The organism is Streptomyces sp. NPDC005551, assembly GCF_042871785.1.
Lineage (GTDB): Bacteria > Actinomycetota > Actinomycetes > Streptomycetales > Streptomycetaceae > Streptomyces.
In genome coordinates, this window is the sequence record NZ_JBIAJE010000009.1 from 422,580 (window position 1) to 436,198 (window position 13,619).

The 13,619-nt window shown below is 73.2% G+C and carries 16 protein-coding genes; 5 read left to right on the forward strand and 11 right to left on the reverse strand.

Features of this window, described 5'->3' with window-relative positions; translation table 11 throughout:
* Positions 1–86: 86 nt before the first annotated feature.
* A complete protein-coding gene (locus tag ACFYP4_RS27050) occupies positions 87–1,001 on the reverse strand; it encodes a sigma-70 family RNA polymerase sigma factor (protein WP_388788757.1) in 915 nt (304 codons plus the stop codon).
* Entirely contained in the window at positions 1,001–1,438 is a 438-nt protein-coding gene (gene arfB / locus ACFYP4_RS27055) for an alternative ribosome rescue aminoacyl-tRNA hydrolase ArfB (RefSeq protein WP_358855231.1), read from the reverse strand. Before arfB ends, ACFYP4_RS27050 begins: the two co-directional genes overlap by 1 nt.
* Before the next feature lie 193 nt (positions 1,439–1,631).
* Here arfB and ACFYP4_RS27060 point away from each other — a divergent pair, with 193 nt between their 5' ends.
* Both ACFYP4_RS27060 and ACFYP4_RS27065 read left to right on the forward strand, forming a co-directional pair.
* Positions 1,632–2,207, forward strand: a complete 576-nt coding sequence (locus ACFYP4_RS27060) for a TerD family protein (protein ID WP_358855230.1) — start codon at positions 1,632–1,634, stop codon at positions 2,205–2,207.
* A 111-nt stretch (positions 2,208–2,318) separates the two neighbouring features.
* Positions 2,319–2,870 carry a GNAT family N-acetyltransferase gene (locus tag ACFYP4_RS27065; RefSeq protein ID WP_358855229.1) on the forward strand — a complete coding sequence of 184 codons (552 nt, stop codon included), beginning with the start codon at positions 2,319–2,321 and terminating at the stop codon, positions 2,868–2,870.
* Positions 2,871–2,925: 55 nt separating this feature from the next.
* Here the strand turns inward: ACFYP4_RS27065 and ACFYP4_RS27070 are convergent, their stop codons facing one another.
* On the reverse strand, positions 2,926–4,359 hold the full coding sequence (locus ACFYP4_RS27070) for a M1 family metallopeptidase (protein WP_388788762.1): 1,434 nt from the start codon (positions 4,357–4,359) through the stop codon (positions 2,926–2,928).
* Positions 4,360–4,366: 7 nt separating this feature from the next.
* On the opposite strand from ACFYP4_RS27070, the gene ACFYP4_RS27075 reads away from it, so the two are divergent.
* Positions 4,367–4,867, forward strand: coding sequence for a hypothetical protein (locus ACFYP4_RS27075; protein ID WP_358855241.1), 501 nt, complete (start codon positions 4,367–4,369; stop codon positions 4,865–4,867).
* Between the two features lie 115 nt (positions 4,868–4,982).
* Here the strand turns inward: ACFYP4_RS27075 and ACFYP4_RS27080 are convergent, their stop codons facing one another.
* Positions 4,983–5,687 (reverse strand): pentapeptide repeat-containing protein, encoded by a 705-nt coding sequence (locus tag ACFYP4_RS27080; protein ID WP_388788765.1) that lies wholly within the window; start codon positions 5,685–5,687, stop codon positions 4,983–4,985.
* Between the two features lie 188 nt (positions 5,688–5,875).
* On the opposite strand from ACFYP4_RS27080, the gene ACFYP4_RS27085 reads away from it, so the two are divergent.
* Complete coding sequence (locus ACFYP4_RS27085; RefSeq protein WP_358855226.1) at positions 5,876–6,856, forward strand: zinc-binding dehydrogenase; 981 nt, start codon at positions 5,876–5,878, stop codon at positions 6,854–6,856.
* A 21-nt stretch (positions 6,857–6,877) separates the two neighbouring features.
* On the opposite strand, the gene ACFYP4_RS27090 is transcribed toward ACFYP4_RS27085, so the two are convergent.
* Positions 6,878–7,351: a GNAT family N-acetyltransferase gene (locus tag ACFYP4_RS27090; RefSeq protein WP_358855225.1), complete on the reverse strand. Its 474-nt coding sequence runs from the start codon at positions 7,349–7,351 to the stop codon at positions 6,878–6,880.
* Positions 7,352–7,484: 133 nt separating this feature from the next.
* Between ACFYP4_RS27090 and ACFYP4_RS27095 the strand changes: the two genes are divergently transcribed.
* Complete coding sequence (locus tag ACFYP4_RS27095; protein ID WP_388788769.1) at positions 7,485–8,909, forward strand: NAD(P)/FAD-dependent oxidoreductase; 1,425 nt, start codon at positions 7,485–7,487, stop codon at positions 8,907–8,909.
* Between the two features lie 7 nt (positions 8,910–8,916).
* Here the strand turns inward: ACFYP4_RS27095 and ACFYP4_RS27100 are convergent, their stop codons facing one another.
* The 6 genes from ACFYP4_RS27100 to ACFYP4_RS27125 all read right to left on the reverse strand — a co-directional run.
* Positions 8,917–9,426 (reverse strand): DUF2867 domain-containing protein, encoded by a 510-nt coding sequence (locus ACFYP4_RS27100; RefSeq protein WP_358855223.1) that lies wholly within the window; start codon positions 9,424–9,426, stop codon positions 8,917–8,919.
* A 90-nt stretch (positions 9,427–9,516) separates the two neighbouring features.
* Complete coding sequence (locus ACFYP4_RS27105) at positions 9,517–10,452, reverse strand: 3-hydroxyacyl-ACP dehydratase FabZ family protein (protein WP_388788772.1); 936 nt, start codon at positions 10,450–10,452, stop codon at positions 9,517–9,519.
* Positions 10,453–10,458: 6 nt separating this feature from the next.
* The gene (locus ACFYP4_RS27110; RefSeq protein WP_388788775.1) at positions 10,459–11,400 is read right to left on the reverse strand and encodes a recombinase family protein; all 942 of its coding nucleotides are present in this window, start codon (positions 11,398–11,400) and stop codon (positions 10,459–10,461) included.
* A gap of 361 nt (positions 11,401–11,761) precedes the next feature.
* Complete coding sequence (locus ACFYP4_RS27115; protein ID WP_388788778.1) at positions 11,762–12,592, reverse strand: response regulator transcription factor; 831 nt, start codon at positions 12,590–12,592, stop codon at positions 11,762–11,764.
* 184 nt (positions 12,593–12,776) lie between these two features.
* On the reverse strand, positions 12,777–13,304 hold the full coding sequence (locus ACFYP4_RS27120) for a DUF2867 domain-containing protein (RefSeq protein WP_358855219.1): 528 nt from the start codon (positions 13,302–13,304) through the stop codon (positions 12,777–12,779).
* A 63-nt stretch (positions 13,305–13,367) separates the two neighbouring features.
* The coding region (locus tag ACFYP4_RS27125) for an acetyl-CoA carboxylase biotin carboxyl carrier protein subunit (protein ID WP_388788781.1) at positions 13,368–13,619 on the reverse strand (252 nt) is incomplete at its 5' end.

Here is a 13,619-nt window from a genome sequence, read left to right on the forward strand (position 1 = left end):
CTCCGGAATCCCTGCTTCCAGGATGAGCCCGGAAGCCCGCCCGCGCACGGCCGGCGGGCAGTGGGCCTGCGCCGAGCCGACATCGGCTAGCCGCCGAAGGCCGTCACATCGAGACCGGCGAGCCGCTCCGGGTCCCGGAGGATGTCGATCGCGGCGATCCGCCCCTTCGTGACGGTGAACGCCAGCACGGCGACCGCGCGCCCCTCGGTGATCACGACGGCCCCCGCGACCCCGTTGACCAGGGCGGGCCGCGCGATGCGGGCGAGGTGGGCGAAACCGCTCGCCCCCGCGGACACCGCCTTCGCACCGCTGCGCACGCCCGCCTCGGAGCGGGCGACCACGTCGGGGTCGAGCACGGCGACCAGCGCGTCGAGGTCCCCGTCGCGCGCGGCGGCCAGGAAGGCGTCGACGGCCGCGCGCTGCCGGCTCAGGTCGGCGTCGGGGACCGGTGCCCCGCCCCGGACCCGGCGCCGGGCACGGCTGGCGAGCTGCCGGGCCGCCGCCGGCGTACGGCCGAGGAGGGGCGCGATCTCCTCGAAGGGCACGGCGAACAGGTCGTGCAGCACGAACGCGAGCCGCTCGGCGGGCGCCAGGTTCTCCAGGACGACGAGCAGGGCGAGGCCGACCGAGTCGGCGAGCAGCGCCTGCTGCTCGGGGTCGACCCCGCCCACCGGGCTGAGGACCGGCTCCGGCATGCGCAGGCCGGGCTCCTCGGTGAGTTCCTCGGCGCGGCTCCTGCGCGCGCGCAGCATGTCGAGGCAGACCCGGCCCACCACGGTCGTCAGCCACCCGCCGAGGTTGTCGACCGCGGCGGCGTCGGTGCGGCTGAGCTTGAACCAGGTCTCCTGGACGGCGTCCTCCGCCTCGGTGAGCGAACCGAGCATGCGGTAGGCGACGGCGCGCAGACGTCCGCGGTGCGACTGGAACCGCTCGGCGAGGAGGTCGCCCTCCCGGCCGGCGCTTCCCGCCGGAACGCTCCCGGGAACGGCGCCCTCGCCCATCAGCCCCAGTCCCGCCCCGTACGGCCCCGCTTGGTGTCGGAGCGCTGCTTCTTCTCGCGCAGCCGACGTTCGTTGATTCCGCGCGGGATACGGGTCGCCCGGCGGGGCTTGGGCGGGGGCGCGCTCGCCTCGGCGAGCAGCGAGGCGAGCCGTACGGCCGCGGTCTCGCGGTTGCGCCACTGCGACCTGTGCTCGGAGGCCCGCACACTGATGACCCCGTCGACGAGGCGCCCGGCCAGCCTGTCCAGGGCGCGCTCCTTCCACACCGGCGGCAGCGCCTCGGTCTTCGCGAGGTCGAACCGGAGCTCGACCTGGGAGTCGCTGGTGTTGACGTGCTGCCCACCGGGTCCGGAGGAGCGCGAGAAACGCCACATGAGCTCGGCCTCCGGAAGGGAGACGGAGCCGCGGACGACGTAGGGACCGGACATGGGGTCCATGGTCGCTTGCCCGTCCGGTCCGCGTCACCCGTTTTTCGGCGCCGTACGCCCCTTCGGGTAAAGAAAGCAAAGACACCTGGAACCTCGGGTGCCCCCCTCGACGTTCATAGGGGTAGCTGTAGCTTCGTGCCCGTACGAAGCCCATACGTACGGGCACCTAGCCCGTACGTAACGAGGGAAGGGACTCCCAACAATGGCTGTAAGCCTGTCCAAGGGTGGCAACGTCTCGCTCACCAAGGAGGCTCCGGGCCTGACCGCCGTCACCGTGGGCCTCGGCTGGGACGTCCGCAGCACCACCGGCACCGACTTCGACCTCGACGCCTCGGCCATCGCGGTCAACCCGCAGGGCAAGGTCTACTCGGACGGCCACTTCGTCTTCTTCAACAACAAGCAGACCCCGGACCAGACCATCGTCCACACCGGTGACAACCGCACGGGTGAGGGCGCGGGCGACGACGAGGCGATCAACGTCAACCTGGCCGGTCTCCCGGCCGACGTCGAGAAGATCGTCTTCCCGGTCTCGATCTACGACGCCGAGACCCGCTCGCAGAACTTCGGCCAGGTCCGCAACGCCTACATCCGCATCGTGAACCAGGCCGGCGGCGCGGAGATCGCCCGTTACGACCTGTCCGAGGACGCGGCGACGGAGACGGCCATGGTCTTCGGCGAGCTCTACCGCAACGGCGCCGAGTGGAAGTTCCGCGCGGTCGGCCAGGGCTACGCGTCGGGTCTGGCCGGCATCGCCCAGGACTTCGGCGTGAGCGTCTGACCCGCCCCTGTGTGATCGCGGAAGCCCCCGGCCGTCCGGCCGGGGGCTTCCGCGTGCCCGGCCCGCCCGGGCATCCCCGCCGCGCCCGCCGGGCGGCGGTAGTTTGCCCCCGTGATCCTCGAATCCCTTCGCCTCACACCCGACCGCGACCTCCCCGCCCCGCTCCTCACGGAACTGACCGCTCTCCACGCCTCCAACCGCGACTTCTACGCGCTGAGCGGGGACTTCCCGGACGCCGACGACATCCGCGTCGAGCAGGTCGCGCGGGCGCTCGCCGACGAACTGGCCCACCCGGACGTGGAGGTGCTGCTCGCCCGCGGCGCCGGACGGCTCCTCGGCGTCGCGATCACCCTCGCGCACCACCCCGACCCGGCCGACCCCGATCCCTGGATCGGCCTGCTCCTGGTGGACGCCCGCGAACAGCGCCGGGGACACGGACGGCAGCTGGCCTCGCTCGTCGAGGAGCGGGTGCGCGCGTCGGGCCGCAGCGCCGTGCGCCTGGCCGTCCTCGACAACAACCCGCGGGCGCTCGCCTTCTGGACCGCCCTCGGCTACGAGGTCATCGACCACCGCAGGGATCTGCAACACGGCCGCCCCTGCGCGGTGTTGCGCAAGGTGCTGGACCACTCCCCCGACCACGCCGGTGCGCCGCGGCCGCGCTGACGCCACGCCCCGCAGGGCGCTCACGCGGTCCGGTGGCCGAAGGGCCCCGCCGTGCTCACGGGCGGCTCGGTCTGCCGTCCCCGTACAGCCAGTCCCGCCAGATCACGTCGAAGTCCCGGTCCGGCGCCTTCTTCTCGACGTAGGCCGTGAAGTCCGCGGTGCCGGCGTTGCCGTGCCGGTGGGCGGCGGCCCAGCCCCGGACGATGCGGCGGAAGGCGGTGTCGCCGACGGTCTCGCGGACCTTGTGGAGGACCATCGCGCCGCGCTCGTAGACCGGGCTGTCGGAGATGTGGGCGGCGCCGGACGGCCGCGCGGGCGGGAAGGCCCAGACCGCCTCGCCGGACGCGGGGTCGTCGTAGTAGTCGCCCCGGTAGAGGGCGTCGAAGGTCTCGTCGGCCGTGTCGCCGCCGTGCTCCTCCTCCCAGAGCCACTCCGCGTAGGTCGCGAACCCCTCGTTCAGCCACATGTCCTGCCAGGAATCCGGGGTGACCGAGTCGCCGAACCACTGGTGGGCCAGCTCATGGACGAGGGTCGCGGTGTCGGGGGCGCCGGGGAAGACCGGGCGGGTCTGGGTCTCCAGGGCGTAGCCCACGCCGTCCGCGTCGTCGACGACCGCGCCCGCGGCGGAGAAGGGGTACGGGCCGAAGGCGTCCTCCTCCCAGGCGAGGATCTCCGGCAGCCGCGCCAGCACCTTCGCGCTCGCCTTCGCCTCGGCGGGGTCGACCGCGACGTACAGCGGCAGTCCGCTCTTCGTCGTCGACCGCCGGATGTCGTACCGGCCGATCGCGACCATGGCCAGGTAGCTCGCCATGGGCTCCGCCGTGTGCCAGCGGAACGTGCTGCGGCCCCTGCCGGACGTCTCGCTCCTCAGCTCGCCGTTGGAGACCGCCCGCAGCCCCGCCGGGACGGTGACCGCGATGTCGTACGACGCCTTGTCGCCGGGATGGTGGCTGCCCGGGAACCAGGCCGCGGAACCGGTGGGTTCGCCGAGGGCCAGGGCACCGTCGGCCGTCCGCAGCCAGCCCTCCTCCGAGCCGTCCGGGTCGGTGATCGTCTCCGGTGTGCCCGAGTAGCCGACCCGCACGTGGAACGTCTCGCCCCGGTCCAGGTCGCCGGGCGGGCGCACCGTCAGTTCCTGGCCGGTGCGGTTCCAGCGGGCGCCGCGCCCCTCGACGCTGACGCTCCCGACGTCCAGCCCCTTCAGGTCCAGGTTGAACGCGCTGAGGTCCTGTGTCGCGCGCGCCGTGATCTCGGCCCTACCGGTGAGCTCGCGGCTCCCCGGGTCGTACGAGAGGGCCAGGCCGTAGTGCGTGACGTCGTAGCCGCCGTTGCCCGCCCTCGGGAAGTACGGGTCGCGGACGCCCGGCGCCCCGGGGGTGCCCTGGACACCGCCGCCGCACGCGGTGAGGAACAGGGCCGCGGCCAGGGCAAAGGGTACGCGGGCGGAAGATCGGGGCACGTCCGTGATCCTACGAGGGCGTGACACCATCACCTACGTGCTCGACATCGGCTACGCCCTCTCCAACCGCTTCCCCGACCCCCCGCAGACCGACTACCGCCGCGCGGACGTCCACGCGCTGCGGCACGACCTGTTCTGCGGTGACGTCTACCTCGCCGACACCGAGGCGGACCGCGAGCTGTCCACGGCCTGGGGATGGGTGCCGGTGCTCGACTTCGCCTGGGCGCTGTGCGACATCGTGGAGCAGCTCGACCGGGACCCGCGCGGCAGCCGCGCCTCCCGCCCGCAGCACGCCGAGCTCGACTTCACCGAGTCCACGGACCGGATGCTCTTCGAGCGGCGCTTCGGCTGGGTGGACATCGAGGCCGACTGGATGCACGTCGAGGAGGCACCGCTGACCTTCTCCCACGCCGAACTGCGGCGCGAGGCCCGCGACTTCCTGCACGACCTGCTCGCCGACCTCACCGACCTGCACGAGGGCCTGGCCGACAACCCGGCGGTCTGGACGCTCCAGGCCCGCTTCCCCCGGGTCGGCTGACACCGCGTACGCCCGTCCGTGACGGCGCCCGGGCCGCGGTCGCGCCCGGACCCGCCACCGCGTACGCCCTTCCCGGGACGGTGACGGTGACGGGACACCCGGACCGCGCCCGCTCTCACTCCTGGCCGATGCCCGCCACCCTGAGCCCCAGCTCGGCCGCCAGCAGCGGTGCCAGCTCCATCAGCTGGTCCGGACTGACGACCGCGCCCGCCAGCCGGTCCACCCCGCGCGCGATGTCCAGCTCCGCCGCCCCCCGCAGATCGACGTCCTTCAAGGTCGCCGCGCTGAAGTCGGCCCCCTTCAGCACACAGCCGGCGAACTCCACGCGCTCCAGTGTGGCGCCGCCGAAGTCGGGCTCCACCAGGACACACCCCTCGAAGACCACGTCCCGGAGCCGGGCCCGGCGCAGATTCAGGTAGTCGATCTTGCCGCCGCGCACCAGCACCCGCTCCAGCACCGAGCCGTGCAGCTGCACTCCGCCCATCCGGGCGTCGAGCACCTCGACGTCACGCAGCATCGCCTCGGCGAGATCCGTGCCCACCCCCCGCACACCGGTGAGGACGGAGTCCAGCACGCGCACGTGCGCCAGCCGCGTCCCGTCCAGCGCGCAGTCCGTCAGCGCGCAGTCCATGAAGCGGGCTCCCCCGCCGTCCTGCCCGGCGAAGTCCGTCTCCCGGAACTCCAGCCCGTCGTAGTCCCCGTCGCGCTCCAGCTCCCCGCCCGCGTACGCGTCGAGCGGCGGCAGCCGCACCTCGGGCCGCCGCGCCCCCTTGCCGCGCCCGCTCGCCCTGCCCGCCGCACCCGCCGCTCTTCGCACCATGCCCCCATGCTGCACCCCGCCACTGACAGCGGGCCGGGGCTCCCCGCGCACCTCTCGGCCTCCCCCTTGACCTCAAGCAAGCCTGAGGTTGAAGGCTGGGGTCTGCACCGCGCGTTCGCGGCCGGCGGCCTTCCGGCACGGCCCGCACGCGTCACGACCACGCACGCCCACGCCCCGAGGAGTCCGCCATGCTCGCCGTCCGTCTGCACGCCTTCGGCCCCGCCGAGAACCTCGTCCTGGAGAAGACCGAGGATCCCGAACCGGGCCCGGGCCAGGTCCGGATCACCGTGGCCGCGGCGGGCGTGCACCTCCTGGACGCGGCCCTGCGGGAGGGCGTGCGGGGCCCCGCGCCGCAGCCTCCCGAGCTGCCCACCGTCCCCGGCCGAGAGATCGCGGGCGTCGTCGAGTCCCTCGGGGAGGGCGTCCCGCGGGACCTGCTCGGCCGGCGGGTCGTCGCCCACCTCGGCTTCGCCCCCGGCGGCTATGCCGAACTGGCCGTCACCGACGCCGCCCGCCTGCACGAGATCCCGGCGAACCTGGACTTCGCCGAGGCCGTCGCCATGATCGGAACCGGCCGTACGGCGCTGGGCATCCTCCAGTTCGCCGACCTCGGGCCCGGCGCCGTGGCCGTGATCCCGGCGGCCGCGGGCGGCCTCGGCACCCTCCTCGTGCAGTACGCGAAGAACGCGGGCGCCACCGTCGTCGGCCTGGCGGGCGGCCCCGGGAAGGTGGCCCGGGTCCTGGCCAACGGTGCCGACCTGGCCGTGGACTACCGGGCCGCGGACTGGCCGGAGCGGGTCCGCGCCGGCCTGGGGGACCGCAGGGCCACCCTCGTCCTGGACGGGGTCGGCGGCGACGTCGCCCGGGCCGCCGTCGGCCTGCTGGGCCCCGGCGGCCGGCACCTCGTCTTCGGCTGGTCCGGCGAGGGCGTGAAGAACGGCGGCCCCTACCTCGTCGACGGGGTGTCGGAGCAGGTGCTCGGCCCGGTGATGCTGCGCAGGGCGGGCGGCCCCGACCCGCTGCGCACACTGGAGTCGCGTGCCCTCGCCGAGGCCGCCGCCGGGCGTCTGACCCCCGCCGTGCAGCGCTTCCCGCTCGCGGAGGCGGCCGCCGCCCACCGCGCCCTGGAGAACCGGGGCACCGTCGGCAAGGTGGTCCTGGAACCCTGACCGGCCCCGGCGGCGCCGGGGTCAGTCCCGCGCGCCGAGCTTCGCGAGCGAGTCGTCCGTCAGCCGGTACACCGTCCACTCGTCCTGCGGCCGGGCGCCCAGCGACTCGTAGAACTCGACGGCCGGACGGTTCCAGTTCAGCACCGACCACTCCAGCCGCTCGTAACCGCGCTCGACGCAGATCCGCGCCAGCTCGGTGAGCAGCGCCCTGCCGTGCCCGCCGCGGCGCGCGGCGGGCCGCACGTACAGGTCCTCCAGGTAGATCCCGTGCACCCCGCGCCAGGTGGAGAAGTTCAGGAACCACAGCGCGAAGCCGGCCACCTCGCCCGCCTCCTCGGCGATGTGCGCGAACGCGGCGGGCCGCTCACCGAACAGCGCCTCGTGCAGCTGCCGTTCGGTCGCCCGGACCTCGTGCACCGCCTTCTCGTACTCGGCCAGTTCAAGGATCATCGCGTGGATGACGGGGACGTCGGAGGGGGTCGCGGTACGAATCATGCGGGCAGGCTACGTCAGGCCCCGCCGGGCGGCCGCCCGGGCGCCCCGGAGGCGTCCGGAAGGCCGCGGAGCTGCGAAAGAACACGAAATCCGAAGGAGACACCGCCGGTCCGCAGGGGTTAACGTCCCGGCCATGAGCAGCAGGCCCGCGAGCAGCGCAAGCACCGCAGCCACCGTGAACGGCGGCATCTCGTTCTGGTACGCGCAGGACGGTCTCCCCGCCCCCCGCGAGCCGCTGCCCGGGGACGCGTCGGCCGACGTGGTGATCGTCGGCGGCGGCTACACGGGTCTGTGGACCGCGTACTACCTGAAGAAGGCGGCGCCCTTCCTGCGCATCACCGTCCTGGAGCAGAAGTTCTGCGGCTACGGCGCCTCGGGGCGCAACGGCGGCTGGCTCTACAACGGCATCGCGGGCCGCGACCGGTACGCGAAACTCCACGGCCACGACGCGGCCGTACACCTCCAGCAGGCGATGAACGAGACCGTCGGCGAGGTCGTCCGGGTGGCCGCCGAGGAGGGCATCGACGCCGACATCCATCAGGGCGGCGTCCTCGAAGTGGCGTACACACCGGCCCAGTTGGCCCGCCTGAAGGCCTTCCACGCCACCGAGCTCTCCTACGGCGAGGAGGACCGCGAGCTGTACGGCGCCCGGGAGACCGCCGGGCGGGTCCGGGTCGCGGACGCGGTCGGCTCCACCTGGACCCCGCACGGGGCGCGGCTGCACCCGGTGAAGCTGCTCAAGGGACTGGCCGCCGCGGTGGAGGCGCTCGGCGTCACCGTCCACGAGCAGACACCGGTCACCGAGATCCGCCCCCGGCACGCGGTGACCCCGTACGGCACGGTCCGCGCGCCCTACGTCCTGCGCTGCACGGAGGGCTTCACCGCGTCCCTGAAGGGCCAGCGGCGGACCTGGCTCCCCATGAACTCCTCGATGATCGCGACCGAGCCGCTGACCGACGCCCAGTGGGAGTCCGTCGGGTGGGCGGGCCGCGAGACGCTCGGCGACATGGCGCACGCGTACATGTACGCCCAGCGCACCGCGGACGGCCGCATCGCCCTCGGCGGACGCGGCGTCCCGTACCGCTTCGGCTCGCGCACCGACAACGACGGCCGGACACAACGGGCGACCGTCGAGGCCCTGCACGAGATCCTCGTCCGCTTCTTCCCGTCCCTCGCCGGGGTGCGGGTGGCGCACGCGTGGTCGGGGGTCCTCGGCGTCCCGCGCGACTGGTGCGCCACGGTCACCCTGGACCGCTCCACCGGCCTCGGCTGGGCGGGCGGCTACGTCGGCTCGGGCGTCGCCACCGCCAACCTCGCCGCCCGCACCCTGCGCGACCTGATCCAGCACGACTCCGGCCAGGCGGGCCCCACCGGCCTCACCGCCCTGCCCTGGGTCGGCCACCGGGTCCGCAAGTGGGAGCCGGAGCCGTTCCGGTTCGCCGGCGTCCACGGCATGTACGCGACCTACCGGACGGCGGACCGACGTGAACTGACCACGCACAGCGCCGAGTCGTCCCGGCTGGCGCGGCTGGCGGACCGGGTGGCCGGCCGCCACTGACGGCGCCTCACCCGCGGCAGGCACCGCCGACGACGCGGGGCACGATCAGGTGGTGCAGCGGCAGGATCGCCGTGAAGTACAGGCGTCCGGCGGGGCGGTGGAAACGTACGGCGGTGGTGCAGACGCCCTCCGTGCCGTCGCCGGACGCGGTCGGGCGGACCGCGAAGGACGTCCGGAAGTCCAGGTGCTTGTCGTCGTCCCCGCACAGCACCTCGTCGTCGGTGACCGTCAGCAGCCGGAAGGGCCCCATCCGCAGGCCGGGTTCGATCCGGATGTCCGCCGGGGCGACGCGCCGCTGCGTCTGGAGACCGAAGGGTGCCATGACCTTGTCCCGCACCGTGATGAGCCGGTGCACCCACTCCGGGGTGCCGAGGAACACGGTGCGGGTGAAGTCGACCGCGGTGGTGCCGGCCGGCAGGTCCACGGCGACCGCGTCCACGTGGTCGCAACGGCCGAGACTGGCCCGTGCCCCGTCGAGGACGGGCGTGGCGTGCCTGCGTACGGTCGCTGTGGCCATGGCGAAGCCTCTTCCTGGAGTACGGTCCCGGTCGGGCGTCCGGAGTGCGGTCCCGGTCGCCATGGTCCTGCCTGTGCCGTCGTGCCCGCGTCAGGTGGGCACGGGCGCCCCGAGAACCGCGCTCGGCCGCAGCGCGGTCATCACGCTCCCGACGGCAAGGACCGGTCTGCCGTCGGCGGTGCCGGTGGCGCCCTCGAAGATCCACGTCCCGGCGAGCTCCCGGCTGATCCTCACCTCGTGGCGCAGTACGTCGCCGGGCAGCACCTCGCCTAGGACCTCGATGCCGGACATCCCGCCGAACAGGGCGACCTGCCCGGCCAGTTCCTCCGGGGACCGGTCCCAGGCGGCGAGCAGCGCCGCGCTCTGGCACCACGACTCGATGAGCAGCGCCGCCGGGTACCGGTAGCCGGACTCCGCGGTGTCGTCGGGAAGGTCCCGGTACCAGGGCTCGTTGCACGTCACCGCCTTCCGCGTGACGACGCTGCGGCCCGGCTCCACGGCGAGGACCCGGTCCACCAGCAGGGCGGGGAAACGGTGCGGGATGAGCTGCTTCAGCGCCGCCACCCCGTGGGAGACGCCCGGCGCCGAGTCCGCCCCGGACGGCGCGCCGTCCGGGGCCGCCGACAGGTCCCGCGGCCCCGCGTCGCGGTAGCGCAGCCGGAGCGTCGCGCTCTTGCCTCGCCCGGTCCGGCAGACGGCCCGCACGTCCCGCCCGCCGTCCGTGCGGGTGACGGCCGCCTCGACGCTCAGCGTGTCCCCGGGCAGCACGGGGGACAGGAAGCGTACGGACCGTATGCCCGCGAGTTCGGGGCTGTCGCCGCCCGTGGTCTCGGCGTGCCGCAGCACCGCGTGGTGCACGGCGTCCAGGGCGAAGACGCCCGGCAGCAGGGGGAATCCGGGGTAGTGGCCCGCGAAGACCGGCGCTCCGGGGTCCGCGGCGAACGTCATCTCGATGCCGTCACCGTCCCGTCGCACGACGGACGACTTCGGCATCAGCTCGATCGAGTGCACTCGGTTCCTCTCCACGTGCGCTTACAGTGCGATCCGGGTGCGGACGACGAGGCCCTCAGGTCCGAGCACCGCCTTGACGTCCAGCAGCCGGCCGGAGTCGGAGTAGCTCAGCCTGACGCCCAGCGCCTGGAGCGCGGAGGCCCGCAGCTCGCCGTCCACGCCCAGGGAGCGCAGCTGGTGGCGGGCGGCCGCCCCGGCGTGGTGTCCGCCGCCCGCCACCATCAGGCGGCGCAGGCCCTGCGGGGCGGTGAGACCGCGCAGCCAGGTGACGAGGGGGCCGATGACGGCCTGTTCACGCAGGTAGACGTTGCGCGGGTGGTCCGTGCACGCGGCGTCCTCGGCGGCGGGGACGCGGCAGCGGTAGTAGGGCTCGCCGTTGTTCCAGGTGCCCTGCATCAGCCGGTTGCAGCGGCCGCAGCGCAGCAGCCCGCGCAGCGCGTACGGCTTCGGCTGCTCCGCGCCGCACTCCCCGCTGGGCTTCCTGCGCTTCGCGAACATCGCGTGGACCTCCTCGAAGACGTCGGAGGGCACCAGCTGCCGCCCCGCGGCGTCGTCGGCGGCGCCGTCGTGCGCGTGGCGTCCCGCGTAGCGGGGATTGAGGAGGATGGCCCGCACGGTGCTCTTGGACCAGGCGGAGGCCGCTCGGGCCGCGTTCGGCCCGGCCGGACCGGGGCTCGGGACGCGGTCGGCGTTCAGCCCCTCGGCGATGCTCTGCAGACTCCGGCCGTCCAGGCACTCGTCGAAGATCCTGCGCACCACGGGCGCGGTGTGCTCGTCCGGGACGAGTTGCCGCCGCTGCCCGGTGCCGTCGAGGACGACGGCCGTGCGGAATCCGTAGGGCGGACGTCCGCGTCCACGGGAGAGTTTACGCAGTGGATACGAGTTCGCCGGAATGGAATGGGATTCGGTCGGACTTTCTCGCCGGATATCCGCGCAGGGGCGGGCCGGTATATGAGACTTCATCAAGCTTCCCCGTTTTTCTTGCCGGCCCCTTCACTCCCGACGGCACCGCGGGGCGCCGCACGACAGAACCCCGGAAAGGGTCGCGAGTGCGGTAATCCCGCGCGGATGAAGTGAGTGCCGTCTCGGCACGGCCGGACCGGGGCCGCCCCGTCGCGGCCGGGCCCGGCCCGAGTGACTGGGCCGTGGTCCCCCAGCGGGCCGCGTGCGGGGGATCCCGCGCTGCGTGCGCCGCTCGAACTGTTCTCAAGCTGCTCTCAAGCTATGCCCGAGGCCGGAAGTGGTACAACGCCCTGGCCGGAAGCTGACGGCCGGGCCGTGCGGTTCCCCGCCGCGGTGACCGGAAGTGGCAGCTTGCTGAGCCTCAGCCGTGCCCGGCCCGGCCCCGGTCCGCCCCGCGGCCGCTTCTCAGCAACCCCATGTCGGCGGCGCGGACACCTGCCTGGAAACGGGAACTCGCCCCCAGTACCCGCATGATCTCGGCCACGTGCCGGCGATAGGTGCGCACGGAGATCGACAGGGCCCTGGCGGCGGCGTCGTCGGTGTACCCCTCGTACAGGCAGCGCAGGATGTCCTGCGGGACGCCCTGGCGCAGCTGGTCCTCGGCGAGCGGCACACCGCGGTCCCAGGCGTCGGTGAACAGCGCGTTGAGCGCGTCCACGACGGCGGGTGCGCGCACCAGCGCGATGTGCCGTGGCCCGTCGCCGTCCGTGCCCTCGGAGCGGGTCAGCACGTTCTCCGCGTCGATGATGATCGCGCCGGTGAGCGCGGCGTCGCCGAGTCTGACCTCGATGCCGGGCCTGCGCCGCTGCAGTTCGGCGAGCCGGCCGCGGTCCGCGGTGGCCTGCGAGTCCAGCACTCTGACCCGCACCCCGTCCGGCACCTCCCCGGCCAGCTGCGACAGCACATGGATCCGCAGCCGGGCCGCCGAACGGTCCGAGGGCACCAGCACGTTCACACTGCTCTTCGCCTCGCCCAGCAGGCGCTGCAGGGCTCCGAGCGCCGCGCGGGCGCTCTCGGCGGTCACCAGCAGCGATCTGCTGCCCGGGGACGGACGCTGTCCCCGGGAGACGATCGACTCGATACGGTCACGGATCTCGAGGAGCGCCTGCTCGGCATCGCTTGAAATGTGCGAGAACTCTACCCCCGCACTGTCGAACAGGCCTGAATTCGTTAGAGTTTCCCCATTGGACATGCATCCCCCGTTACAACCCCGCACGATTCTTCGTCGGTGCGGGATCCTCCCCCGAAAAAGCTGGGCAAAAGCTTCCAGAATTCCCAATGGGGAGTCTACCTATACCCACTCCCACCGTCAACGAACAGTAGTTAGGTGAGAATTGAACGTTATTTCTCGTTGACGCGATGTCGATGGGGAGAGGTCAGTCCGTGGCGGCGGAAACACCCGGTGTCCCGTCCTGCGCCCCTCGCTTGACCAGTCCCGCGACGACCGCGTGGTGAAAGGGTTCGATCGCCCGGAAGTACAGGCGGCCGGCCCGGCGGTGAAAGCGGACGACGGTCGTGCACACCGCCTCGGGACCGTGCGGGCCCTGCCGTACGGCGAAGGAGCAGCGGAAACTCAGGTGCTTGTCGTTGTCGCCCGCAAGGACCTCGGCGTCGGTCACGCTCAGCAGCCGCATCGGACCGATCTTGGCGCCGGCGGCGACGGCCGCGGGCGCGCCCCTCTCCCGCTGCTTGAGACCGAACGGCGCCACCGCCGCGTCCCGGACCACGAGCAGCGACCGCACCCAGCGCGGGGGTGAACCCAGCATGCGCCGGGTGAAGTCGACCGCGGAGACGCCCGGTGCGACGTCGACCGCCACGGCGTCCACGTGGTCGTAGCCGCCGAGACTGGTCCGCGCGGCCTCCAGGACCGGTTCCACCTTCCTGCGTACCGCGACCCGCTGCATTCTCGTGCTCCGTTCCTCGGGCGTTGCGACTTCGGGTGTGGGTCGTTCGTCGACGGGCCGGGGTCAGTCCTTGATGTCGCAGATGGGGGCGCCGGAGGTGAGGGAGGCGCCGATTTCGGCGGTGAGGCTTTTGATGGTGCCGGAGCGGTGGGCGTTGAGGGGCTGTTCCATTTTCATGGCTTCGAGGACGACGATCAGGTCGCCTTCGTTGACCTGCTGTCCTTCTTCGACGGCGACCTTGACGATGGTGCCCTGCATGGGGGAGGCGAGGGTGTCGCCGGAGGCGGCGGGGCCGGACTTCTTGGCCGCGCGGCG